We start from the raw sequence: 24,513 nt of genomic DNA on the forward strand, positions 1-24,513 counted from the left end.
GATCGATGGGGCGATGGGCGTCGTGCGGTGCGCGGGGGATTCGCGGCGGGCACGCTCACGAGCATGGCGCGGCGACGTCGCGCGAACCGGCGCATGGTCCGGCTGTCTCGCTGAATTCAGATGATTGTGGCTGCGTCGTTTCGTGTCGCCGGCGGCGATGTGCGCGGCGTCTGCGCACCGACTTGCCCGCCGGCGCTCGCCGCATGCGCGGTCCTGCGTCGTGCGTGACCGCGCGCGTTACTTGTCTTCGCCCTGCGCACCGCGAAAGAAGCGCCCGAGCTCGGCCGCGAGCTCGTTGAGCACGCCCATTTCCTGCTGGGCGATCTTGCGCGCCGGCTGGCTGGCCGCCCAGTCGCCGTACAGCAGCGCGACAGCGTTCTGCTCCGCGATCACGGGCAGCAGCACGAATGCGCTCGAGTCGTCGAACGCGTCCAGATACCACGCGGGCAGACGCTTGACCATCTTCGGGTCGCGCGCGTTCTCGATGAAGATGCCGACCGAGCTCGTGATCGCGAGGTGAAACACGTCGGGCTCGAACGTCTCGTGAAAGCGCAACCGCTCGAGCTGTGCGTCGACGTCCGGACCGAAGCCGAGCCGAGCGGCGAACATGCCGTCGTCGCGCCGCACGAACATCACGGTGCGCGTGAATGCGAGGCCCGCGAGCACGCTTTCGGACGCGAGCGCGAGCACCGGGCCGAGCACGTGCTCGGACGGCAGCGCGCGCAGATCCGCGAGGCCCGCTTCGAGGCACGCCTGCGGGTTCGACGCGCCGCGCGCGATCTTGTCCGCGTTCGCGCGCAGCTCGACGATCTCGCGCATCACCGTGTCGCTCGTCTCCTCGCGCGACAGCGACGCGGCGATCTCGGCGAGCTCGTCGGCATCGGCGCCGAGGACGCCGTGAAAGCGATGCGCGAGCGCCGCGATCCGCGCATCGCGCTGCTGCGCGTGCATCGACGTGAGCGCGGCCGCGACGTCGGCCGAGCAGTGGCTCACCGCACGCAGCCATTGGACGTCGTGCGGCGCGCCGTCGTTCGCGTCGAAGCGCGTCATGCCGGCGCGGATCAGTTCCGGCAGCCGCCAGCGGGACGCCGCCTCGAGGCCGATCTCGTCGAAGCCGACGCCGAGCACCGCACGGCACGCGGCTTCGTCGTCGTCGTCATGCTCGGCCGCGCGCTGGCGGATCTCTTCCCACTCGGCGTCGAGATAGCAGACGACGAGCAGCTTGCCGACCTGCCGCATCAGCGTGCAGACGACCGCTTCTTCGCCCGCGCGCAGGTCGACGTGCTCGGTCAGCTTGCGCGCGACGCAGCCGGACAGCAGCGCGCGGTTTAACTCGAGCTTCGCGTCGATGCGGCGCGGCGCGCTTTGATGAAAGTGGTCGACGAGCTTGAGCCCGACGACGAGATGGCCGACGGCGTCCATCCCGAGCACCATCAGCGCGCGCGTGACGGTCGTGATGTTGCCGCCGAACGCCATATACATCGCCGAATTCGCGAGCCGCAGCACCTTCTGCGTCAGCGCGAAGTCCGACAGCACGACGCGCACGAGCGCCGTGAAGTCGAGGTCGTCGTTCTTCATCGCGGCCATCGTCGCGCGCAGCGCGTCCGACAGCAGCGGAAAATCGCCGCGCTCGTTCATCCGGGCCCAGAGCTTGTCGAGCAGCGCCGTTCGCGGCAGTTGTGCGGTGATTGGCATACGAATCAGTGATTGAGAAAGCCGGCGGCGTGCGTCATGCGATTTCGTGCAGATACAGCTCCTGCGCTTCGAAGCGCTGCGCGAGTTCCTCCGACGGCAGCGCCTGGCAGACGAGCCAGCCTTGAATGTGGTTGCAGCCCATCTCGGTCAGCAGCGTGCGCTGCGCCTCGGTCTCGACGCCCTCGGCGACGAGCTCGAGCTTGAGCGTCTGCGCGAGGCCGACGACCGCCGACACGATCGCGCGGTCGTTTCTCGACGTCAACAGATTTTCGACGAAACTGCGGTCGATCTTCAGCTTCGCGAGCGGGAAGCTCTGCAGGTACGCGAGGCTCGAATAGCCGGTGCCAAAGTCGTCGACCGCGAAGCGGATGCCGAGCTCGGTCACTTCCTCGAGCAGCGTCTTCGCGTGATTCGGATCGTGCATCAGCAGGCTTTCGGTGATCTCCAGGACGATCCGGCACGGGTCGATGCCCGTCAGCTTGATCGCGTCGCGCACGCTCTGCGTGAAGCGCGGATCGCGAAACTGCTGCGGCGACACGTTGACGGCTACGTATTGCAGCGCGATCCCTTGCCGGTCCCACGACACGAGCTGCATGCACGCGGCCTTCAGCACCCAGTTGCCGAGATAGTTGATGAGGCCGATCGATTCGGCGAGCGGGATGAACGTCGCCGGCGCGACGAGTCCGAGCACCGGATGGTGCCAGCGGATCAGCGCCTCGACGCCGACGACGGCGCCCGTGTGGCTCTTCGTGATCGGCTGGAAATGCAGCGAGAACTCGCCGTTGCGCACGCCGTTGTAGAGATCGGCTTCGAGCTTCAGGCGCTCGGCGTCGGCCGGATCGTCGGTCGGCTGATGGAAGGCGAGCGCGTTGCCGCCCGCCGATTTCGCCTGCGCGAGCGCGCGGTCCGCGCGCCGCAAGAGCGGGCTGTGGTGCTGCGCGTGCTTCGATGCGGCGCGCGCATCCGGGTAGATCGCGATGCCGGCGCTCGCCGACAGGTGCACCGCCTGTCCGCCGTACGCGTACGGCTGCTGGACCGCCGTCTGAAGCTGCCGCGCGAGCGCCTCCGCCGCGTCGATCGCAGCCACGCGCGTCGGCGCGCTCAGCACCACCGCGAATTTGTCGCTCGCGACGCGCGCGAGCCGCTCGCCGCGGGTCGCGAGCCGCTGCAGCCGTTGCGCGGTGTCGCGCAGCAGCGCATCGCCCGCGTCGTAGCCGAGCGCGCGGTTGATCCGCTGATAGTCGTCGAGATCGAGGAGGATGAGCGCGGTGCAGCCGCCGCCTTCGTCGGCCGTCTGCTGCGCGCGCATCAGCGCGGGAAGCAGCGCGGACAGGTTGTCGAGCCCCGTCATCGGATCGTGGTGCAGCTCGTACGTGAGCCGCGCCTCGATCGCGCGCCACGATGACACGTCGAACGCCGCGATCGCGAAACCGTCGACGCCGTGGTGGCGGCTGCGCACCGCGCGCACCTCGACGTCGAGCGGGTAGGTCAGCGATTTGACGAGGCACAGCGTCGCCTTCTCGATGTCGCCCGTCTCCGACGCGCGTGCGAGCAGGCCGTCGAGCGTCGCGGTATCCTGCTCCGGGATCAGGTCGCGCAGCGTCAGCGTGTGCAGATAGCCGCGGTGATAGCCGATGAAGCGCAGGCTCGCGTCCGACACGTACAGGAAGCGCAGATCGCGATCCACGTGAGCGAGGAAATCGACCGTACCGACGGTTTGCTCCAACCAGCTTCGGACCGTATCGTCGGCGCGCGGCGTGCCGGCGCGCGCGGGCATCAGCGCGCCGCCCGACCACGCGAAGCGGCGGAGCTTGTGAAGTGCGGCGCGCCAGGAGCCCTTGCGGGGCGTTTTGTTCCTGATGGCTTCCATGTTTCTCGCTGGCGTGAAGGGGCTGGAACCGGTGTCCGGACGCAATAACGGCGCATTGTGCCGATTCTTTAGCGTCAGGGAAGAAACGACATAGAGCGTTTCGTCATGTGCGGCAGTTCGGGATGCGAACACGTGCGGCCGGCTTGCCGGGCGCCAGATCCTGTTGAACGTATGGACATTCGAAGACGAGGACTCAGATGAATCGAAAACTGGCAACGGGCGCGGCGGCCGCGCTCTTCGCGCTGTATACGGTCGCGGCCCATGCCGTGCTGAAGGTCGGCGACGCGGCGCCCGACTTCAGCGCGCAGGCGTCGCTCGGCGGCAAGACTTACACGTACTCGCTCGCCGAAGCGCTGAAGAAGGGGCCCGTCGTGCTGTACTTCTATCCGGCCGCGTTCACGACCGGCTGCACGATCGAGGCGCACGCGTTCGCCGACGCGGTCGATGCTTACAAACAGTATGGTGCGACGGTGATCGGCGTGTCGGCGGACGACATTGGCACGCTGACGAAGTTTTCGGTCAGCGAGTGCCGCAGCAAGTTCCCGGTCGCCGCGGACCCGGATGCGAAGATCATCCGCGAGTACGATGCGAAGCTGCCGGCGATTTCGAAGGCGAACCGCGTGTCGTACGTGATTTCGCCGGAGGGGAAGATTCTCTATGAGTACACGAGCCTGTCACCCGACAAGCATGTCGAGAACACGCTGAACACGGTGAAGGCGTGGGCGGCGTCGCACAAGCAGCCGTGACGGCCGCGGCGCGTCTCGGGCGCGGCGGCGGGATTCGGTAGACGCGCCTGGAGCGGGCGCCGGCGGGCGGGGCGTGCCGGGCGCGATGCCGGCAGCGGGAGGCCGCGCCCGGCCCGTTCGTTCAGGCGCGCAGCGCCTGCTCGATCGGCACGCCGCCGCCGACGAAGCCGATCATCTTCTTCGAGATGCCGAGCTTGATCGCCTCGATCGCCGCCCATGCGACGTCCTGACGCGCGACGGGCGGCGCGTTGTCGAGCCGCTCCTCGGTGAGCGCGATCTTGCCGATGCCCGGATCGTCGGACAGCGGGCCCGGCCGCAGGATCACGTAATCGATGTCCGACGCGATCACGCGGTCGTCGCCTTCGCGCTTCATCTGCGAGTAGTGGCGCAGGAACTCGGGGCTGCGCTCAGGCCAGTACGCGGAGAGCGAGCTGATCACGACGAGCTTCTGCACGTTGTGCGCCTTCGCATACTCGGCTGCGCGCGCGACGGCGTCGCGGTCGATCTGCTCCTCTTCGGCCGCGCCTTCGGATTCGGCGGAGCCCGCCGCGTAGATCGCGTGCGTGATGCCGCTGAACGCGGACGAGAAGTCGTCCGCCAGATCGGCGACGACGACTTTCGCGCCCGGCAGCGCGTAATCCGGCCGGCGCACGAGCGCCGTGACCTCGAAATCCTGCTGCTTGAGCAGCAGGTCCGCGAGCGCGCGGCCCGTGCGGCCGGACGCGCCAATCAGCAGTACCTTCATCGACATGAAACCGCTCCTTGCATTGCGCTGCGCCAATGGCGCCCTCCACGAGGGACTGACGACGAACGCTCAAGTGTATGCCGAATTCACGTCCGATCGTTGACGCCGAAACGAGATTCGGATCAAGGTCCGGCGCGGCGGTGGGCTGGCGCACATGACAGCACAAGTGCGCGGATTCGTGCCGATCGCCGGTGCCGGGGGCGTTCGCGGGCGGTGCTGCGCGACGGCGGTTTTCCCGCCGGCCGCGCGGCCCGCTCATTCATGAATAGACGACGGGCTTCGTATCAGGCGTAAGCATTTGTGACACGGCGGCTTCGCACGCGATGGGGATGCCGGGCGACGCGCTTCCAGGCGGCGCGGGCAGCGCGGCGCCGTCGCCCGCGCGGGGCGCGAGAGGCGGCATGCCAACGCACGGCCGACGATCCGCGAGGCCGGCGCGCGCCGCGCGGATCGGCCCGCCCGGTCCGCGTCGCGCCCGCCCGAGCGTCACTCGCCAGCGCCCGCCGGGCCGCCCGCCGCGCCGCCCGCCGCGCCGCGATGCTTCCGCTTCTCGGCCCATACGCGCAGCCGGTCCATGTACAGATAGACGACGGGCGTCGTATAGAGCGTGAGCATTTGCGACACGATGAGCCCGCCCACGATCGCGATCCCGAGCGGCGCGCGCAGCTCGGCGCCGTCGCCGCGGCCGAACGCGAGCGGCAGCGCGCCGAGGAGCGCCGCCATCGTCGTCATCATGATCGGCCGGAACCGCAGCAGGCACGCTTCGTGGATCGCATCGAACGACGACTTGCCCTGCCGCGACGCGTCGATCGCGAAGTCGACCATCATGATCGCGTTTTTCTTCACGATGCCGATGAGGAGAATCACGCCGATCAGCGCGATGATGCTGAACTCGGTCTTGAAGAGCAGCAGGCCGAGCAGAGCGCCGACGCCCGCCGACGGCAGCGTCGACAGGATCGTGATCGGATGGATGTAGCTCTCGTACAGGATCCCGAGCACGATGTAGACGGCCGCGAGCGCCGCGAGGATCAGGATCGGCTGATCCTTCAGCGATTGCTGGAACGCCTGCGCCGTGCCCTGGAAGCTGCCCTGGATCGTCGGCGGCACGCCGATCTCCGCCATCGTCTGGTAGATCGCCTGCGTCGCCTTCGACAGCGACACGCCGGGCGGCAGGTTGAACGAGATCGTCGTCGCGACGAAGAGGCCCTGGTGGTTGACCGAGAGGGGCGTCGTGCTCGGCCCGAAGCTCGCGATCGCGGACAGGGGCACCATCGTCGACTTCGACGTCGACACCGCCGCGCCCGACGACGCGCTCGACTTGCCGCTCGACGCGATCGAGTTGAGCGCCTGGTTGCGCGCCGAATCGGCGGCGATCGCGGCGGCGCTCTGCGCCGACGTGCCGGCCGCCGACGTGCCCGCCGACGTCGCGACGTAGGTGCCCGCTGCGGCGTTCGTCGTCTGCGCGCCGCTCGCGCTGCCGCCCGACGTGCTGATGTACACCTGCTTCAGCATCTCCGGGCTTTGCCAGTACTGCGGCGCGACTTCCATCACGACGTGGTACTGATTGAGCGGGTTGTAGATCGTCGACACCTGGCGCTGGCCGAACGCGTCGTACAGCGTGTTGTCGATCTGCGCGGGCTTGATGCCGAGGCGCGCGGCCGTCGCGCGATCGATCGTCACCATCGCCTCGAGGCCGCCTTGCTGCTGGTCGGAGTTCACGTCGGCGAGCTCGGGGCGCTTCTGCAGCGCTTCCGTGAGGATCGGCCCCCACTTGTACAGCTCGGTGGTCGAATCGCCGAGCAGCGTGAACTGATACTGCGCGTTGCTCTGCCGGCCACCTATCCGGATGTCTTGCGCGGCCTGCAGGAACGTGCGCGCGCCCGCGACGTCGGCGAGCTGCGGCCGCAGTTGCTGGATCACCTGGTCGGCCGACAGCTTGCGCCCCGGCTTGTCCTTCAGCGCAACGAACATGAAGCCCGAGTTGGTCTGCGCGCCGCCCGTGAAGCCCGCGACGTTCGCGACGTTCGGATTCGCGCTGACGATGCGCATCATCTCGGCGAACTTGAGCTTCATTGCCTGAAACGACGTCGTCTGATCGGCCTGGATGCCGCCCACCATGAGGCCCGTGTCCTGCTGCGGGAAGAAGCCCTTCGGCACGACGACGTACAGGAACACGTTGAGCGCGATCGTCGCGACGAGCGTCATGAGGATCGTGCGCGGATGGCGCAGCGCCCACGACAGCGTGCGCTCGTAGCCGCGCTGCATCCGCGCGAAGCCGCGCTCGAGCCAGCGCGCGAAGCGGCCTTCGTCGCGCGGATCGTGCGCTTCGGGCAGGAGGCGCGCGCACATCATCGGCGTCAGCGTCAGCGATACGATGAGCGACACGCCGATCGCGAGCGACAGCGTGAGCGCGAACTCGCGGAACAGGCGCCCGACGATGCCGCCCATCAGCAGGATCGGCAGGAACACCGCAACGAGCGACAGGCTGATCGACAGCACCGTGAAGCCGACTTCGCGCGCGCCGTCGAACGCGGCCTGCATCCGCGGCGTGCCGTTCTCGATGTGGCGCGAGATGTTCTCGAGCACGACGATCGCGTCGTCGACGACGAAGCCCGTCGCGACGATGAGCGCCATCAGCGACAGGTTGTTCAGCGAAAAGCCGAGCAGGTACATCGCGCCGAACGTGCCGACGATCGAGATCGGCACCGCGACGCTCGGAATCAACGTCGCGCGCCAGTTGCGCAGGAACAGGAACACGACCATCACGACGAGGCTCACCGCGATGAGGAGGGTGTGCTCGGTGTCGGCGAGCGACGCGCGGATGGTTCTCGATCGGTCGAGCACCGGCGAGACCTCGATGTCGGCGGGCAGCGCGGCCGTCAGCCGCGGCAGCGCCGTCTTCACGCGGTCGATCGTCTCGATGATGTTCGCGCCCGGCGACCGGTACAGGATCACGAGCACCGCGCGGTCGCCGTTCGCGAGACCGAGGTTGCGCAGGTCTTCGACCGAATCGACGACGGTCGACACGTCTGCGAGGCTCACGGCCGCGTTGTTGCGGTACGCGATCACGAGATCCTTGTACTGCGACGCCTGCGATGCCTGGTCGTTCGTGTATAGCTGATAGTGGTTCGGATCGAATTCGATTGCGCCCTTCGGGCTGTTCGCGTTCGCCGACGACAGCGCCGCGCGCACGTCTTCGAGGCCGATCCCGTAGTGAAAGAGCGCCTGCGGCTCGAGCTCGACGCGCACGGCCGGGTTCGCCGAGCCGCTCAAGCTGACCTGGCCGATTCCGTCGATCTGCGACAGCGACTGCTGGAGCACCGTCGACGCTGCGTCGTACAGCTTCGCGGGCGACGCCGTCTTCGACGTCAGCGACACGACCATGATCGGCGAGTCGGCCGGATTGACCTTGCGGTATGTCGGGTTGCTCTTCAGGCTCGCGGGCAGGTCGGCGCGCGCGGCGTTGATGGCCGCCTGCACGTCGCGCGCGGCGCCGTCGATATCGCGGTTCAGGTTGAACTGCAGCACGATCCGCGCGTTGCCGACGGAGCTCATCGACGTCATCTCGGAGACGTCCGCGATCGAGCCCAAGTGCCGCTCGAGCGGGCTCGTCACGCTCGTCGCGACGGTCTCGGGGCTCGCGCCGGGAAGCGACGCCTGCACCATGATCGTCGGGAAATCGACCTGCGGCAGCGGCGAGACGGGCAGCTTGACGAACGCGAACAGGCCGGCGAGCGCGATCCCGAGCGCGAGCAGCGTCGTCGCGACGGGGCGGGTGATGAACGGGCGCGACAGGTTCATTTACGCGTCCGGATGCGCGGCCGCCGGGCCGGAGCGATCGAAGAAGCCGCGGATGCGGCGCGCGAGCGCGTCGAAGCCGAGGTAGATCACGGGCGTCGTGAAGAGCGTCAGCACCTGCGACACGATGAGCCCGCCCGCGATCGCGATCCCGAGCGGCTGGCGCAGCTCGGAGCCCGCGCCGGAGCCGACGATGAGCGGCACGGCGCCGAGCAGCGCGGCCAGCGTCGTCATCAGGATCGGCCGGAAGCGCAACAGGCACGCCTGATAGATCGCCTCGCGCGGCGGCTTGCCCTCGACGCGCTCGGCTTCGAGCGCGAAGTCGATCATCATGATCGCGTTCTTCTTCACGATGCCGATGAGCAGCACGATGCCGATGATCCCGATGATGTCGAGGTCGTGCCCGGTAATCATCAGCGCGAGCAGGGCGCCGACGCCCGCCGACGGCAGCGTCGACAGGATCGTGATCGGGTGGATGTAGCTCTCGTACAGCACGCCGAGCACGATGTACATCGTGATGATCGCGGCGAGGATCAGGAACAGCTGATTCGACAGCGACGCCTGGAACGCGAGCGCCGCGCCCTGGAAGCGTGTCTGGAACGACGCGGGCAACCCGATGTCGTGCTCCGCCGCGTCGATTGCCTTGACCGCCTCGCCGAGCGACGCGCCCGGCGCGAGGTTGAACGAGATCGTCGTCGCCGGGAACTGCGACAGGTGCGACACGAGGAGCGGCGCGGGCCGCTCGTGGAACGTCGCGATCGTCGACAGCGGTACCTGGCCGCTGCCCGCCGACGGCAGATAGATGCCGTTCAGCGATTCGGTGTAGTGCTGCATCTGCGGCTCGGATTCGAGGATCACGCGGTACTGGTTCGACTGCGTGAAGATCGTCGACACGATCCGCTGGCCGTACGCGTCGTAGAGCGCGTTGTCGACGGTCGCGGGCGTGATCCCGAAGCGCGCGGCGGTCGCCCGGTCGATCTCGATGTAGACCGACTTGCCGTTGTTCTGCAGGTCGGTCGCGACGTCGGCGAGCGACGGCTCCTTCTTCAGCCGCTCGACGAGTTTCGGCACCCAGGTCGTGAACTCGTCCGGGTTCGGGCTCGTCAGCATGAACTGATACTGCGTCGGGCTCACCGTCGAGTCGATCGTCAGATCCTGCACCGGCTGCATGTAGAGCGAAATGCCGGGGATGTTCGATACCTGCTGCTGCAGCGAGCGGATCACGTCGCTCGCCGACTCGCTGCGGTCGTCGCGCGGCTTCAGGTTGATCAGCATCCGGCCGCTGTTCAGCGTGATGTTCGAACCGTCGATGCCGATGAACGACGTGAGGCTCTCGACGTCCGGATTCTTCAGGATCTCGGCGGCGAGCGCCTGCTGCCGCTCGGCCATCGCGCCGTACGACACCGCCTGCGGCGCCTGCGTGATCGCCTGGATCACGCCCGTGTCCTGGGTCGGGAAGAAGCCCTTCGGAATCTCGACGTAGAGGAGGGCGGTGAGCGCGAGCGTCAGCATCGCGACGACGAGCGTCGAGCGCCGCCGGTTCAGCACCCACTGCAGCGCGATGCCGTAGCGCGCGATCACGCGATCGATCAGCACGTGCACCTTCGCCTCGAAGCGGTGGCTCTCGGGCGGCGGCGTGTGGCGCAGAAGCTTCGCGCACATCATCGGCACGAGCGTGAGCGACACGACGGCCGAGATCACGATCGTCACCGCGAGCGTGATCGCGAACTCGTGGAACAGCCGCCCGACGACGTCGCCCATGAAGAGGAGCGGAATCAGCACGGCAATGAGGGACACCGTCAGCGAGATGATCGTGAAGCCGATTTGCTTCGAGCCCTTCAGCGCCGCTTCGAGCGCGGAATCGCCCTCCTCGACGTAGCGCGCGATGTTCTCGATCATCACGATCGCGTCGTCGACGACGAAGCCCGTCGCGATCGTGAGCGCCATCAGCGACAGGTTGTTCAGCGAGAAGCCCGACAGGTACATCACCGCGAGCGTGCCGATCAGCGACAAGGGCACCGACAGGCTCGGGATGATCGTTGCGTAGACGTTCGCGAGGAACAGGTACATCACGAGCACGACGAGCGCGACCGCGAGCCCGAGCTCGAACTGAACGTCGCGCACGGCGGCGCGGATCATCGTCGTGCGGTCGGTGACGATCTGCACGTCGAGCGCGGCGGGCAGCGATTCCTGCAGCTTCGGCAGGATCGCCTTGATGTTGTCGACCGTCTGGATCACGTTCGCGCCCGGCTGCCGCTGCACGTTCAGGATGATCGCGGGCTCGGAATCGACCCACGCGCCGAGCTTCGTGTTCTCCGAGCCGGCGACGATCTTCGCGACGTCGGTCAGCATCACGGGCCGGCCGTTCTTGTACGCGACAACGGCGTCCTGGTATTGATCGGCGCTCGTCAACTGGTCGTTTGCGTTGATCGTGTACGCGCGCGTCGGGCCGTCGAAGTTGCCCTTCGGCGTGTTGACGTTCAGGTTCGAGATCGTCGTGCGCAGGTCGTCGAGATTGAGGCCGTACGATGCGAGCGCGAGCGGGTTCGCCTGGATCCGCACGGCCGGCCGATTGCCGCCCGACAGGCTGACGAGGCCGACGCCCGCCACCTGCGAGATCTTCATCGCGAGCCGCGTGTCGGCTAGATCCTGCACCTGCGTGAGGGGCAGCGTCTTCGACGTGACGGCGAGCGTGATGACGGGCGCGTCGGCCGGATTGACCTTCGCGTAGATCGGCGGCGCGGGGAGGTCCGACGGCAGCAGGTTGCCGGCCGCGTTGATCGCCGCCTGCACTTCCTGCTCGGCGACGTCGAGCGGCAGGTCGAGGCTGAACTGCAGCGTGATGACGGACGCGCCCGCCGAGCTCTGCGACGACATCTGATTGAGCGACGGCATCTGCCCGAACTGCCGCTCGAGCGGCGCGGTGACGGACGACGTCATCACCTCGGGGCTCGCGCCCGGATAGAAGGTCTGGACCTGGATCGTCGGATAGTCGACCTCGGGCAGTGCGGCGAGCGGCAGAAAGCGCAGCGCAACGAGGCCGGCGAGCAGGATCGCCGCCATCAGCAGCGCGGTGCCGACCGGGCGAAGAATGAAGACGCGGGACGGATTCATCGGTCAGCCGGCGTCATTGCGATTGAGCCTGCGACGCGCCGCGGCGCTTGTGCCCGCCGTGCGCGCCGGACGCGGCCGACGCGCCTTTCGCGCCCGACGCATGCTTCGGCTGCTCGGCCGGGATCGTGATCACCGAGCCTTCGCGCAGCTGGTCGGAGCCGTCCGTCACGACGCGCTCGCCGACCGCGAGCCCGTCGACGATGCTCGTGCGCTCGCCGTCGATGGGGCCGGGCTTCACCTTGCGCACGGTCACGGTGTTGTCCGGCTTCACGACGTAGACGAACTGGCCGATCGAGCCCGTCAGCACAGCCGAGGTCGGCACGATCGTCGCGTCGCGCATCGTGTCGACAAGAAGGCGCGTGTTGACGAACTGATTCGGGAACAGCAGGTTGCTCTTGTTCTCGAACTTCGCGCGCAGCTTCACGGTGCCCGTCGACGTGTCGATCTGGTTGTCGAGCGTGTCGAGCACGCCGGTTTCGAGCGGCGTCGTGTTGTTGCGGTTGTACGCGGTGATCGACAGCTTGCTGCCGGCGTTCACCTGCTTGAGGATCGACGGCAGGTTGTCTTCCGACGTCGTGAAGATCACGCTCATCGGCTGCAATTGCGTGATGACGACGATGCCGTTCGTATCCGACGGCGTCACGTAGTTGCCCGGATCGACCTGTCGCAGGCCGACGCGGCCCGACACGGGCGCCGTGATTCGCGCGTACGTCAGGTTGAGCTTCGCGGAGTCGATCGCCGCGCGGTCGATCTGCACTGTGCCTTCGTACTGCTTGACGAGCGACGCCTGCGTGTCGGCCGTCTGCTTCGCGATCGAGTCCTGCGCGACGAGCGTCTGGTAGCGCTTGAGGTCGAGGCGCGCGGTCGCGAGGAGCGCCTCGTCGCGCGCGAGCGCGCCTTGCGCGTTCGCGAGCGTGATCTGGTAGGGGCGCGGATCGATCTGCGCGAGCACGTCGCCTTTCCTGACGATCTGGCCTTCCAGGAACGATACGGACTGCAGGTATCCGGACAACTGGGTCCTGACCGTCACGTTCGCGAGCGGCGTGACGGTGCCGAGCGCGTTGAGGACGATGGGCATCTCGCCGCGCGTCGCGGCCGCGACCTGGACGGGTTGCGGCAGGTTCGCGAGCGCGGCCGGCCCGCCTCGCTTGCGTGCTCTGCCCGGCTGGCTTGCGCCGCCTGGCTGGCTCGCGGCGGTCGCGCTGCTTGCGCCGCTCTTCCACGGATGCCACCACAGGAGGCCGCCGATCGTGACGGCCGCGAGCGCGCAGAACGTCATCAGCTTGCGGCGCGAGCGGGGCGCGTCGGGGCTCGACGGCGGGTGGGCGGGAGAGCGGGGAGTAGGCTTTTCTTGGTTGTCCATCGGTTTGATCTGGAGGTCGGCGTGCAGCGCGTACGACAGGCGCGGACGAGCCGCGTTCGCGGTCGGCGCGGCCGGCTGCGGCCCGGTCGCGTCGCAAAAGAGCGGGATGCGCCGTTTGCGGCGCGAGGTTGCATGATGCTACGTCCCCATGGCGGTTACAGTCCAGCATCCTATTTTTCAACGAATTACGGTCGTTACAGATGAACGGATGATGACGGTGCGCGATCGCGCGGCCGGGGCGGCGGCTTGCGGGGGGATCGTGCCGTTTTCGGATACTGTTGGGGAGCTGCGGGCTGCGGGCTGCGGGCTGCGGGCTGCGGACGAAGGACGAAGGACGAAGGACGAAGGACGAAGGGCGCGGCGTCAGTTGCGCGTCGCGCGCGGGCATCGTGGCCCGCGCGCCGCGCGCGACAGAAAGCACGGCGAAAGACTGCGCGTCAGCGCGCGCGGTCCGGCCAGGCGGAGCCGCCGATCTCGCGCGTGATCTTCGCGATGCACTCGCGCAGCGCCGGCACCGCGACCGAGCGCAGGAAATCGGGCGTGCACTGGTGCGCGGAACCGCCGCAGTTGACCGTGTAGCGCTGGCCGGTCGGCGCGACGAAGCCCGCCGCGATTGCATTCAATTCCTCGCGCCATTCGCCGATCGCAATCGCATAGCCGTTCTGCGCGATGTCGGAGAGCGCGGCATTCAGCCGTGCGACGACGAACGGCCAGTCGTCGCCCGCCGCGGCCTGCAGCGCGCCGATCAGCTCGCGCCGCGCGTCGTCCTCGAGCGTCGCGAGGTACGCGCGGCCGACTGCCGTGCGTGCGATGTCCATCCGCGAGCCCGTTTCGAGCCGTGTGACGAGCACGGCGGAGCGCGGGCGGATCACGTCGATCGCGACCATGTCGAGGCGGTCGCGCACCGCGAGGTGGACGGACAGCGAAGTCTTTTCGGCGAGCTCGACGAGGAACGGCCGCGAGCGCGCGCGGATGTCGAAGTTGCGCAGGAAGCCGTTGCTGAGCTCGAGCACCGACGCCGTCAGCACGAAGCGCTCGCTGTCGGGCAACTGGAACAGGAAGCCGGCGCTGACGAGCGTCGCCGTGATCCGCGATACGGTCGGCTTCGGGATGCCTGTCAATTCTGCCAGCTCCCGGTTGCTGACCGGGGCATCGGAGGTCGCGATGCGACGCAAGACGGCCAAGCCGCGCGCGAGGGCCGTGATTTCGTCGGAGGTGGCTTCCCGTTCTCGGGAAACGGGTTGGGCGTTGGAGCGTGTCGTCACGGGTATCTCTCTTTTTCGAAACTTGATTTCAGATTTTTATAAATTGTAAGACGAATGCCGGAAAATGCGCGCGCTTCGCCGCAATCTTTCATGATGCGCAATATTTACTGATATACCCCGAGTTTATTGGAGAAATGTCGGGTTGCGCACCATCGGGAATGACGGGGAAGCATGTATTTTTCGCTTGACTTGTCAGCCGGAAACGGAAAAAATGTCTACCAATTTCGAAACGTTGTTTCGTTAGTTTAGTCGGGAACGACGTTCGATGCAGTCTCTCAGGTTCTAGCACGGCCCTCGGAATGGCTAGAACTTTTTTAGCGCCACGGTCTCCGTGGCGCTTTTTTTTGCCGTTCACGGCCTGAGTGGCTGTTCCATATATTGGGATGACGGCAGGAAAGATACCTGCATGTCCGATCTTCGCCGTGTGGCGGCGCCGCACGCGGCGAGCGCGCATAAAAAAAGCGCGGTGCCACGAGGGCATCGCGCCAACCCGGCGCCGAGCGCCGGCGAATCAGCCGTGACGACGAAGAGAATCGGTTGTCACGCCTTCTTGAGCTGGATCGCCGCGGGCTCGGCCGTCAGATAGCCGACGCTCGCGCCGAAGCGGTCCTTGTAGTTCGCGCGCACGAGCGGATCGAGCGCGCCCTTCACTTTGTCGTGCAGCGGCGATTCCCAATCGCCCGCGTGCTGAAAGTTGCTCATGATGTAGGTCCAGCCGTTGATCTCGTCGACCGCGTGCAGGCCCGTCGATTCGGCGCCCGCCGGGCACGACAGCACGCGCGACAGCTTCTTCGTGTCGACGTCGTACGCCCACAGGAAGTTGTTCACGTGCATCCCCGAATCCTCGCCGATGAAAAGCGTGCGCAGCTTTTCCGAGAACTTCAGGTTGTCCGGATTCGCGATCTTGTCCGGATTCGCGAGATTGCCGAGCGCGTCGGCCGTAGCCAGATCCTCGCCGACGAGCGCCGCGGGCGCGCTCATGTCGACGGGCACCCATTCGCTGTCGATCGCGGCGCCCGCCGTGTCGCGCTGGCCGCCGCGCATGCCGAGCGCGTAGACGGCGCCCGCCGCGATCTTCTTGTCGAGCGCGACGTCGCGCGACACCGCGTTGCCTTTGACCATCGACGTCTCGATCCGCGACATCGCCATGTAGACGATCTTGTCCTTCGCGTTCGCGGTCGTTCCTTCGAGCTTCGTGAACGCCATGCTGCCGCCCGCGAGCGCCGCGTAGCGGTGCGTCTCGAGGAACGCGGCCGCGAGTTCCATCCCGGGCTTCACGCGAATCCAGTTGAACTTGCCGCCGAAGTGGATCTTCGCGAACGTCGGGTCGGCCGGGTCGGTCGTCGCGACGTCCATGATGTCGGACGCCTTCAGCCGGTTCGCGAGCGCCTCGATCTCGGCGCTCGTCGCGTGGCCGAGCCGGATCCACGTGAGCGTCGCCGCGCCCGCGCCCGCCGACGACGTCTGCGTCCACTTGCCGACGTACAGCGTGCCCGCCGACAGGTCGGTCGGCTGGTCCGCGACGAACATGAAAAGGCCGCCGTTCGTCGCGTCGTCGCCCATCATCACGGTGCGCTGGTCGGGCATCACGTGGATCAGCTCGTGCGAGATGCGGCCGAGGCAATAATGCTTTTTCACGGCGCCCGTGCCGTCCGGATTCACGACGATCTCGGGCAGGTGGCCGTAGTGGTACGGATTCGCGGCCGTGTCGCTGCCGAATGTGTTCTTGCTGAACGCCTTGAATTGCGCGTCGGTCGCGGCCTTCGTCGCGTCCGGCTCGTACTCCTCGCTCGACAGGTGCGTGTTCCACGGCGACAGGCTCGCGCCGCACGTGATCCACAGGCCGTGCGCGGCCGACGTATCGACGTTGTGGTACTTGACGAGCTTGAGCGCGCCCGTCGCCGGGTCCTGATCGAGCGTCAGCACCGCGATCGGCGACGGCAACTGGCCGTACGCCGAATCGCCGTTCTGGCTGCGCGTCGTGTATTCGAACTGGACGACCGCGAACACCGTGTTGCCCTTCACGTCCGGCGCCTTCGCGTCCTTGAGCGTGAGGAGCGAGCTGCCGTCCGGGCAGTCGGAGAAGAACTGGCGCTCGCGCCCCGCGACCGTCGCGTCGACGATCGGCCGGTTGTCGATGTCGTAGTAGCCTCCCGCGAGGATCGTGCCGCCTTTGCCGTCCGGCACCTGGTCTCCCGTCACGAAGAACGGCCGGTACGCGAGCTTGTAGCTGTGCGTCGAGCCGTCGCTGAACGAGATCGACAGCGTCGAGCCGACGGTCGTCGTCGCCATCGCGGCCGGGTCGGCGAGCGTCGGCGCGGTCATCGGCGCGAACGCGGCGGCCGCGAAGCTGGCCGCAGGCGGCGCGGCGGCGACATCGTCCCCGCCGCATCCGGACAGCAGGGCGGGGAGCGCGACGCCGGAAAGCGGCAGCATCGGCGCGCCGGCGAGGATCTTCAGGGCATGGCGGCGGGAAGGATTGGACAGCGCGGGCATGGGGAATCCAGTTGTTGTGTGCGACGGAAAACGCGGACGCGCCGACGTCGGGTGCGGCGGACAGCGATGAAGACTGAGTGGAAGTTTATTTTTTATAAATGAAAGTTTTTTGAATTGAATTTGTATGAATCGACGGGCGTCTTGCGATGCATGCGCGGACAGGGTTCGCGCGAGCGGTGACCGGCCGGGCGGGCGCTGCGCGCGACATCGCCCATGCGGCAACGGCATGTAAAAAAAGAAACGGACGCGGGCAGGCGCGCGTCGGCGCGTCGTATCATGGCTTTTTCGCCACACGGAGCCGCTTTGCCGCGCCATTCGCCATGACGATCGAGATCGCCAACGCAACCGCCATCGTTTCCCGCACCGGCCGCCGCCGGACGTACGCCGTCGCGCTCGCGGCCGTTGCCGCCGCCGCGCTTGCCGGATGCAAGAAGCCGGAAGAGGCGAGTGTGCCGCCGCCGCCCGATACCGCCGCAAGCGCCGCCGCCCGCGCGGCCAGCCAGACGACGCAGAAGCTCGACCAGGTCGCGAGCTTCGTGAATCAGCAGATCGACGCGGCGAAGCAGGGTGTCGCATCGGCGGCGTCCGCCGTGCCGCCCGTCACCGCGAGCTCGGTATCGGCCGCTGCGCAGGCGCATTTGCAGGGCGCCGCGTCCGCCGTGCTCGGCCAGGCCGCCGTCGCGGCCGGCACGAGTCTCGAAGCCGCCGGCCGCAAGCTGCAGCAATGGAGCCAGACGGCCGCGCTGGGCGCCTCGGGCGCGGCCGCCGCGAGCGATTCGGCGGCGAGCAAGTGAATTCCGCTTGCGTCCTGGGTTAAGTGTAATTATTATGGTTACATATTGTCGTCGAAGCGGGATGCGCGAGCATTCCGCCGCAGGTGAATCATGAATACGAGCAGCCGGTTCGCGTTTGCCGTCCACGTGCTCGCGCTGTTGTCGTTGCAGGAAGGCGTGCCGCTGTCGTCGGACGTGATCGCGGGCAGCGTGAACACGAATCCGGCGCTGATTCGCCGTCTGCTGTCGATGCTGGCGGCGGCGGGGCTCACGACGTCGCAGCTCGGCGCGGGCGGCGGCGCGCTGCTGGCGCGCGAGCCGTCGAGCATCACGCTGCTCGAGGTCTACCGCGCGGTTGACGATGCGCAACTTTTCGCGCTGCATCGCGAGGCGCCGAATCCGGCATGCCTCGTCGGACGGCACATCCAGGGCGTGCTGACCGACTACATCGGCGACGCGCAGCGGGCGATGGAGGCGTCGCTCGCGACGCGCACGCTCGCCGACGTGACGGCCGACGTGCTGCGCTCGGAGGCGTGCGGGCAGCCGGGCGGCGTGCAGCAGGCGAGTGGTTGAGCGGTCTCGATCGCTTGAATTCGAAACGGCGGCGCGCATGGCATCCGGCGCGTCGCGGCTGCCGATCGGATCGGAATTCGCCGCCGGCCCGATAACGGGCTCGCGAAGGATCAAGGATGAAGGACCAAGGGCTGCCGCCCGATGAAACATTGCTCGACAATGACGATGGGCGGACGAGTTGACTATGATGGGGATCGTGGATCCCTCTTTTTTCGATTGAATATGTAATTAATTTAGTTACATATTCGCTTACCAGGAGAATCGACATGACGCAACGTACTTTGAAAATCGCTCTGCTCGGCGCAACCGGCATGATCGGCTCGCGGATCGCGGCCGAAGCGGCGCGCCGCGGTCATCAGGTGACGGCGCTGTCGCGTCGTCCGGCGGCGGGCGCCGAGAACGTGGCCGCGAAGGAAGCCGACCTGTTCGATCCGGCGAGCATCGCCGCCGCGCTCGAAGGCCAGGACGTCGTCGCGAGCGCGTACGGTCCGAAGCAGGAGGATGCGTCGAAGGTCGTCGATGCGGCGAAGGCGCTCGTCGAAGGCGCGCGCAAGGCGGGCGTGAAGCGCGTCGTCGTCGTGGGCGGCGCGGGCACGCTCGAAGTCGCGCCCGGCAAGCAACTCGTCGATACCGAAGGCTTCCCGGACGCGTACAAGGCCGTCGCGCTCGCGCATCGCGACGCATATGACTACCTGGCGACCGTGCACGACCTCGACTGGACGTTCTTCTCGCCCGCCGCGCTGATCGCGCCCGGCGAGCGCACCGGCGCGTTCCGCACGGGCGCAGGCAAGCTGATCGTCGACGCCGACGGCAACAGCAAGATCTCGGCCGAAGACTACGCGGTCGCGTTCGTCGACGAGATCGAGCAGCACCACTTCGTGCGCCAGGTCGCGACGGTCGCGTACTGATCGCGTCGCGGGCGCCGGCGCATCGCGCGCGGCGTTCGCGGATCCATATCGCTTGGCCGACACGCCTGGCCGTAAGCGTGGCGCACCGGGTCGCTCCGGTGCGCCGCGTCGTCATGCCGGGCGCATCGAAGCAGGCGGCGCGCGCACGCGTTGGGGCTACACTGGCGATCGTCGTCATTACTCATCCGGTCGCATGCCGATTTCGCCTCGCTTGCTTTTCGCTCGCGGCGCCGCCTTCGTTCTCGTCGCGATCGCCGCCTGTCTTGCCGCCGGTCCGTCGATCGCCGCCGGGTCGCGCGCGCCGCGTTCGACTGCGCGCGCCGCCGCGCTCATCCTCGCGTTCGCCGGTCTTGCGCTTGCCGGCGCGCCGCCCGCCGCGCGAGCCGCGACCAATTCGAGTCTCGCAACCTTCCAAAAGCTGATCGCGCCCGCCGCCGCATCGGATGCCGCCGCGCCGGCGTCGGGCGCATCCGCCGCCGTGCCTGCGTCCGCGCCGTCGCCGGCGAGCGCCGCCGAGATCGCGCGCTCGTTCGACTCCGTCATCAAGATGCTCGACAACGACCGGCAGCGCACGCAGCTCGTCGCCCAACTGAAGCAGTTGCGCAGCGTCGCGCAGGCCGTGCAGACGGCGTCCGCTGCCGTGGCGGCGTCCGGCGCGACGGGCACGGGGCTCCTCGGCGCGATCGCGTCCGGGATGGCATCGGTCGAGGCGAGCCTGCGCGAGCGCGACACGCCGCTGCGCTACTGGTCCGCACGCTTTCGCGCGGCGGGCAGCGAGCTGTACGCGCTCGCAAGCGGGGCGGGGCCGCAGCCGCCCGCGCAGATCCTACTCGATCTCGCGTTGATGCTGGCGGGCTGGCTCGCGTGCGCGGCGCTCCTGATCTGGGCGCAGCACCGGGTCTGGGCCCGCTACGGGATCGCGGTCAAGCTCGATCCGAATCCGAGCGCGAAGGACATGCTGATCTTCGCGCTGAGGCGGGTCGGGCCGTGGATCGTGTCGTTCGTCGCCGTGCTCGCGATCGCGCGCGGCCTGCCTGATTCGCTCGGCCGCACGGTCGCGCTCGTCGCCGCATACGCGATCGTGTCGGGCTCGGTGTTCGCGTCGCTGTGCCTCATCATGTTCGCGCTCTTCAGCGCGGGCCACCGGCGCGCGGCGGGGCGTGTGCTGATTGCGCGCTCGTGGGGGCTGCTGCGTCTGATCGGCGCGTTCGGCGCGCTCGGCGACGCGGCGCTCAACCGCGACGTCGCGTGGCAGCTCGGCGTCGATTTGTCGAGCCTCGTGTCGACCGTGTCGAGCATGACGGCCGCCGTGCTCTGCGCGTGCTTCGCGCTCGCGTACCGGCGGCCTGTCGCGCACCTGATCCGCAACCGCGGCTACGCGCAGCGCACAGGCCATCGCGCGACGACCGAAATGGCCGATTTCGCGGCCGCGTTCTGGCCCGCGCCCGTGCTGCTGCTCGCGTTCGCGGCGGTGGCGGGCACACTGCTCGGCAGCCGTTCGTCGTCCGATTTGCTGCGCACTTCGATCGTGAGCGCGCTGTTGCTCGTGCTCGCGTTCTTCCTGTCGGCCGTCGTGCTGCGCGTCACGCGCCCGCACCCGACCCGCCGCAAGCGCCGTCACCGCTCCGCGTACGTCGCGCGGCTCGTGCGCTTCGCGGGCTCGCTCGCGACGCTCTTCATCTGGCTCGGTTACGTCGAGCTGACGTCGCGCCTGTGGGGGATCTCGCTCGCGCGGATCGTCGAGCACAGCGTCGCCGCGCGCGGGATCGCGCAGGCGGTGACGGCGATCGTCATCACGCTGTTTGTCGCGTGGCTCGCGTGGATCGTCGTCGACACCGCGATCCTCGAGGCGCTCAACTCGGCGAGTTCGCGCGGCAAGAGCCGCAATCCGAGCATGCGTGCGCGCACGATGCTGCCGCTCGTACGCAACGTCGCGTTCGTGACGATCGTCACCATCGCCGCGATCGTCACGGCGGCGAACCTCGGGCTCAACGTGACGCCGCTCCTGGCCGGCGCAGGCGTGATCGGCCTCGCGGTGGGTTTCGGCGCGCAGTCGCTCGTGTCGGACCTCATCACCGGGCTTTTCATCATCCTCGAGGACACGATCTCGGTCGGCGACTGGATCGACGTCGACGGCGGCCATGCGGGCACGGTCGAGCATCTGACGATCCGCACGGTGCGGCTGCGCGACGGGCAGGGCGCGCTGCATTCGATCCCGTTCTCGCAGATCAAGATCGTCAAGAACCTGTCGCGCGACTACGGCTATGCGGTGTTCGAAGTGCGCGTGCCGTTCTCCGCCGATCTCGACCAGCTCACGCGGCTGATCCGCGATGCGGGCGCGGATCTGTGGAGCGATGTCGCGGTGCGCCGGCTGATGCTCGGCGCGGTCGAGATATGGGGGCTCGACCGCTTCGAGCCGAACTGGATGGTCGTCAAGGGACAGATCCGCACACGGCCGCAGCAGCAGTCGACCGTGATGCGCGCGTTCAATGCGCGGATCAAGCAGCGGATGGACGACGCCGGCATCGAGATTCCGCTGCCGCAGATGCGCGTCTATTCGACGGCAGCGGGCGGCGTCGCGGCGGACGAGGCGACGCGCGACGACGAGAAGCACGACGAGTCCGATCGGGAGCGCGCCGCGCGCGACGACTCGGCGCGCGACGGCGAACGGCAACGCGGGGGCGCCGACGAGCGGGACGCGTCAAGTGGTTGATGCGCATGACGCGAGCGATGCGAGCGAGGCACGACGGCGAAGTCGCGGTTCGACGGACGATGGCTCCCGCTCGATTCGATATGCGTTCGGAAGCCGCCTTCACGCGCGCACGAACGTGGGCGGCCGAAACGCGTTCGCCGCGCTCGCGTCGCGGGCGGCGATATGCCTTTGCAGCGCCTGCCGCGCCGCGCGCCGTGCACTCTCCGTCTCGATTGGCAGCGAGCGGGTCTATGCGACGCGGTCATACGGCGGCGATGGCGTTTCCCGCAGTTTCGTGACGCGAAATGATCGCGCCGGCGCGACCGCGAGCATTGGCGCGAACGCCACAGGGTCGCGCCGCGGTTCGTCGCGAGGTTCGCATCGGCGTCGACGGCCGCGCGCTCACACATAAGCGCCGACGTCGACTGCGACGACATCGTTTACGTGCGTCGCCACCTGTTCGCCGGTTACGCCGTACACGTGCAGCGAGATCGCGGGCGCGTCGGCCGGCGCGCCCACGTGCCCGAGCCGGTGGATGGCCGTGCGCCCCGCGCAGACGTACGACACCGCGCCCGTCGGCCGCGCGTGCTTGCGCGCGTCGATCGCACGGCAGGCCGCGTCGTTCCAGCCGTAGACGATCTCCGTGAGCTCGCCTTCGAACACCGCATAGCCGCACCACGTATGATGGCCGTGCACGGGGCTCCATTGACCGGGCTGCCACACGAGCGACACGACCGCATAGCGGCCGAGCGGGTCGGCGGCGAGCAGATGGCGCCGATAGCCCGCCGCGCCGCTTTCGCGTTGCGCGGGCGTGAGGAGTCCCGGCGCTGCGACGGCTTCCGTGAGCGCGGCGCGCAGCTCGCGCGCGAATGCCGGATGCCGCGACGGCGCGGATTCGTTGGCGAGCGCGTCGAACGCGGCGTCGATCCGTGCGCAGAAACGCTCGATCGGCGTCGGCGCGGCGAGCGCGCGACACGGCGCGGACGTCGCGCGTTCGCGCGGGTCCGAGGGCGCATCCGGTGCGTGCGAGATGGGGGAGGCGGCGTGGTTCATCGTTGACTCGGTCGTTCTTTTCCCGCAGTGACGTTGCGCGGGTCCGGTACGTATTTATACCGGTCGACTCGGAGAAACGGATTCCATATTGTTCCCTCACGCGAACAATGGATAGAATAATTTTCTATCCGATAGGGACTGGGGAAATGGACGCGATCGATCGTAAGTTGCTCGAGCTGCTGCAGGAGGACGCGACGCTGCCGATCGCCGAACTCGCGCAGCGCGTGAATCTGTCGCAGACGCCGTGCTGGAAGCGGATTCAGCGGCTCAAGGAGACGGGCGCGATTCGTGCGCAAGTCGCGCTGTGCGATCCGCGCAAGCTCGGCGTCGGCACGACGGTGTTCGTCGCGGTGCGCACGAACCAGCACACCGAGGAGTGGGCGGCGCGCTTTACGCAGGCCGTGCGCGACATGCCGGAAGTCGTCGAGGTCTACCGGATGAGCGGGGAGACCGATTATCTGCTGCGGGTCGTCGTCGCCGACATCGACGACTACGACCGCATCTACAAGAAGCTCATCCGCTCGGTGCCGCTCTTCGACGTCAGCTCGTCGTTCGCGATGGAGCAGATCAAGTACTCGACCGCGCTGCCGGTGCGTGACCGCGTCGCCGGTTGAAGGGGCGGCGAGCCCGCTCGACGCTGCCGCTCAGCGCCCTCGCTCGAGCGCACGCCGGCGCTCGTCGGCGAGCGCGTCGCGCCGCACGAAATCCGCGACGAATCCGCTCGCCGGATGGTGATAGAGGTTGTACGGCGTGTCCCATTGCGCGAGCCGTCCGTCGTCGATCACGCCGATCCGGTCCGCGAGCGCGAACGCTTCCGCCTGGTTGTGCGTGACGAAGAGCGCCGTGTGGCCGGCCGCCTTCAGGATGTCGCGCACCTCGAACGCGAGCCGCTCGCGGGTGTCGACGTCGAGATTCGAGAACGGCTCGTCGAGCAGCAGCAGCTCCGGCGACGGCGCGAGCGCGCGGGCGAGCGCGATCCGCTGCTGCTGGCCGCCCGACAGTTCGTGCGGATACGCGTTCGCCGCGTCGGCGAGGCCGACGAGCTCGAGCATCTGCGCGGCGCGCGCGCGGCGTTGCGCCTTCGGCGTGCGGCGCAGCCCGAACTCGACGTTCTGCTGCGCGGACAGATGCGGGAACAGCGCGTAGTCCTGGAACATCATCCCGACGCGGCGTTTTTCCGGCGGCACGTCGGCTTCGCGGCTCGCGAGCGCGGCGCCCGCCAGCACGATCTCGCCCGCGCGCACGGGCTCGAAGCCCGCGATCGCGCGCAGCACCGTCGTCTTCCCGCAGCCGGACGCGCCGAGCAGGCAGCCGATCGCGCCGCGCTCGAGCGCGAGGTTCAGGCGGTCGACGATCGTGCGCCGGCCGCGCGGCGTGTCGTAGGCGAGCGTGACGGCGTTCAGTTCGAGCAGCATGGCGTGA

The 24,513-nt window shown here is 68.0% G+C and carries 16 protein-coding genes; 6 read left to right on the forward strand and 10 right to left on the reverse strand.

What is annotated here, in order from left to right:
* Positions 1-237 precede the first annotated feature (237 nt).
* Together WS69_RS24220 and cdpA are read right to left on the reverse strand one after the other, a co-directional pair.
* Positions 238-1,695: an HDOD domain-containing protein gene (locus tag WS69_RS24220; RefSeq protein ID WP_059473194.1), complete on the reverse strand. Its 1,458-nt coding sequence runs from the start codon at positions 1,693-1,695 to the stop codon at positions 238-240.
* A 34-nt stretch (positions 1,696-1,729) separates the two neighbouring features.
* Complete coding sequence (cdpA, locus tag WS69_RS24225) at positions 1,730-3,472, reverse strand: cyclic di-GMP phosphodiesterase CdpA (RefSeq protein ID WP_082716462.1); 1,743 nt, start codon at positions 3,470-3,472, stop codon at positions 1,730-1,732.
* A 290-nt stretch (positions 3,473-3,762) separates the two neighbouring features.
* Between cdpA and WS69_RS24230 the strand changes: the two genes are divergently transcribed.
* Entirely contained in the window at positions 3,763-4,311 is a 549-nt protein-coding gene (locus WS69_RS24230) for a peroxiredoxin (RefSeq protein ID WP_059473196.1), read from the forward strand.
* Positions 4,312-4,432: 121 nt separating this feature from the next.
* Here the strand turns inward: WS69_RS24230 and WS69_RS24235 are convergent, their stop codons facing one another.
* From WS69_RS24235 to WS69_RS24265, 6 genes are all read right to left on the reverse strand, one after another.
* Entirely contained in the window at positions 4,433-5,062 is a 630-nt protein-coding gene (locus WS69_RS24235; RefSeq protein ID WP_059473337.1) for an SDR family oxidoreductase, read from the reverse strand.
* Positions 5,063-5,542: 480 nt separating this feature from the next.
* Complete coding sequence (locus WS69_RS24245) at positions 5,543-8,857, reverse strand: efflux RND transporter permease subunit (RefSeq protein WP_059473198.1); 3,315 nt, start codon at positions 8,855-8,857, stop codon at positions 5,543-5,545.
* Positions 8,858-11,968, reverse strand: coding sequence for an MdtB/MuxB family multidrug efflux RND transporter permease subunit (locus WS69_RS24250; protein ID WP_059473199.1), 3,111 nt, complete (start codon positions 11,966-11,968; stop codon positions 8,858-8,860). It lies immediately after the preceding gene.
* Between the two features lie 13 nt (positions 11,969-11,981).
* Entirely contained in the window at positions 11,982-13,331 is a 1,350-nt protein-coding gene (locus WS69_RS24255; protein ID WP_059473200.1) for an MdtA/MuxA family multidrug efflux RND transporter periplasmic adaptor subunit, read from the reverse strand.
* A 437-nt stretch (positions 13,332-13,768) separates the two neighbouring features.
* The gene (locus WS69_RS24260) at positions 13,769-14,596 is read right to left on the reverse strand and encodes an IclR family transcriptional regulator (protein ID WP_059473201.1); all 828 of its coding nucleotides are present in this window, start codon (positions 14,594-14,596) and stop codon (positions 13,769-13,771) included.
* Positions 14,597-15,136: 540 nt separating this feature from the next.
* The gene (locus WS69_RS24265) at positions 15,137-17,092 is read right to left on the reverse strand and encodes a PhoX family protein (RefSeq protein WP_059473202.1); all 1,956 of its coding nucleotides are present in this window, start codon (positions 17,090-17,092) and stop codon (positions 15,137-15,139) included.
* A 320-nt stretch (positions 17,093-17,412) separates the two neighbouring features.
* Here WS69_RS24265 and WS69_RS24270 point away from each other — a divergent pair, with 320 nt between their 5' ends.
* The 4 genes from WS69_RS24270 (at position 17,413) to WS69_RS24285 (ending at position 22,059) form a co-directional block, all read left to right on the forward strand.
* Positions 17,413-17,886: a hypothetical protein gene (locus WS69_RS24270; protein ID WP_059473203.1), complete on the forward strand. Its 474-nt coding sequence runs from the start codon at positions 17,413-17,415 to the stop codon at positions 17,884-17,886.
* A gap of 90 nt (positions 17,887-17,976) precedes the next feature.
* Entirely contained in the window at positions 17,977-18,438 is a 462-nt protein-coding gene (locus WS69_RS24275; RefSeq protein ID WP_059473204.1) for an Rrf2 family transcriptional regulator, read from the forward strand.
* 266 nt (positions 18,439-18,704) lie between these two features.
* On the forward strand, positions 18,705-19,346 hold the full coding sequence (locus WS69_RS24280; RefSeq protein ID WP_059473205.1) for an NAD(P)-dependent oxidoreductase: 642 nt from the start codon (positions 18,705-18,707) through the stop codon (positions 19,344-19,346).
* Positions 19,347-19,539: 193 nt separating this feature from the next.
* The gene (locus WS69_RS24285) at positions 19,540-22,059 is read left to right on the forward strand and encodes a mechanosensitive ion channel family protein (RefSeq protein ID WP_082716444.1); all 2,520 of its coding nucleotides are present in this window, start codon (positions 19,540-19,542) and stop codon (positions 22,057-22,059) included.
* Between the two features lie 381 nt (positions 22,060-22,440).
* On the opposite strand, the gene WS69_RS24290 is transcribed toward WS69_RS24285, so the two are convergent.
* Positions 22,441-23,091 (reverse strand): cysteine dioxygenase family protein, encoded by a 651-nt coding sequence (locus WS69_RS24290; protein ID WP_059473206.1) that lies wholly within the window; start codon positions 23,089-23,091, stop codon positions 22,441-22,443.
* Between the two features lie 146 nt (positions 23,092-23,237).
* On the opposite strand from WS69_RS24290, the gene WS69_RS24295 reads away from it, so the two are divergent.
* On the forward strand, positions 23,238-23,705 hold the full coding sequence (locus WS69_RS24295; RefSeq protein ID WP_059473207.1) for an Lrp/AsnC family transcriptional regulator: 468 nt from the start codon (positions 23,238-23,240) through the stop codon (positions 23,703-23,705).
* Between the two features lie 30 nt (positions 23,706-23,735).
* On the opposite strand, the gene WS69_RS24300 is transcribed toward WS69_RS24295, so the two are convergent.
* Positions 23,736-24,506, reverse strand: coding sequence for an ABC transporter ATP-binding protein (locus WS69_RS24300; protein WP_059473208.1), 771 nt, complete (start codon positions 24,504-24,506; stop codon positions 23,736-23,738).
* Positions 24,507-24,513: the final 7 nt, after the last annotated feature.

The sequence above is a fragment of the Burkholderia sp. BDU5 genome, from assembly GCF_001522845.1.
GTDB classification, from domain to species: Bacteria; Pseudomonadota; Gammaproteobacteria; order Burkholderiales; family Burkholderiaceae; genus Burkholderia; species Burkholderia mayonis.

What these genes read in the sequence shown, in the direction of transcription:
- WS69_RS24280 (WP_059473205.1), top strand. Translation starts at nt 18,705, where the DNA reads ATGACGCAACGTACTTTGAAAATCGCTCTGCTCGGCGCAACCGGCATG.
- WS69_RS24285 (WP_082716444.1), top strand. Translation starts at nt 19,540, where the DNA reads ATGCCGATTTCGCCTCGCTTGCTTTTCGCTCGCGGCGCCGCCTTCGTT.
- WS69_RS24275 (WP_059473204.1), top strand. Translation starts at nt 17,977, where the DNA reads ATGAATACGAGCAGCCGGTTCGCGTTTGCCGTCCACGTGCTCGCGCTG.
- WS69_RS24250 (WP_059473199.1), bottom strand. Translation starts at nt 11,968, where the DNA reads ATGAATCCGTCCCGCGTCTTCATTCTTCGCCCGGTCGGCACCGCGCTG.
- WS69_RS24245 (WP_059473198.1), bottom strand. Translation starts at nt 8,857, where the DNA reads ATGAACCTGTCGCGCCCGTTCATCACCCGCCCCGTCGCGACGACGCTG.
- WS69_RS24230 (WP_059473196.1), top strand. Translation starts at nt 3,763, where the DNA reads ATGAATCGAAAACTGGCAACGGGCGCGGCGGCCGCGCTCTTCGCGCTG.
- WS69_RS24270 (WP_059473203.1), top strand. Translation starts at nt 17,413, where the DNA reads ATGACGATCGAGATCGCCAACGCAACCGCCATCGTTTCCCGCACCGGC.
- WS69_RS24220 (WP_059473194.1), bottom strand. Translation starts at nt 1,695, where the DNA reads ATGCCAATCACCGCACAACTGCCGCGAACGGCGCTGCTCGACAAGCTC.
- cdpA (WP_082716462.1), bottom strand. Translation starts at nt 3,472, where the DNA reads ATGCCCGCGCGCGCCGGCACGCCGCGCGCCGACGATACGGTCCGAAGC.
- WS69_RS24255 (WP_059473200.1), bottom strand. Translation starts at nt 13,331, where the DNA reads ATGGACAACCAAGAAAAGCCTACTCCCCGCTCTCCCGCCCACCCGCCG.
- WS69_RS24300 (WP_059473208.1), bottom strand. Translation starts at nt 24,506, where the DNA reads ATGCTGCTCGAACTGAACGCCGTCACGCTCGCCTACGACACGCCGCGC.
- WS69_RS24265 (WP_059473202.1), bottom strand. Translation starts at nt 17,092, where the DNA reads ATGCCCGCGCTGTCCAATCCTTCCCGCCGCCATGCCCTGAAGATCCTC.
- WS69_RS24295 (WP_059473207.1), top strand. Translation starts at nt 23,238, where the DNA reads ATGGACGCGATCGATCGTAAGTTGCTCGAGCTGCTGCAGGAGGACGCG.
- WS69_RS24290 (WP_059473206.1), bottom strand. Translation starts at nt 23,091, where the DNA reads ATGAACCACGCCGCCTCCCCCATCTCGCACGCACCGGATGCGCCCTCG.
- WS69_RS24235 (WP_059473337.1), bottom strand. Translation starts at nt 5,062, where the DNA reads ATGTCGATGAAGGTACTGCTGATTGGCGCGTCCGGCCGCACGGGCCGC.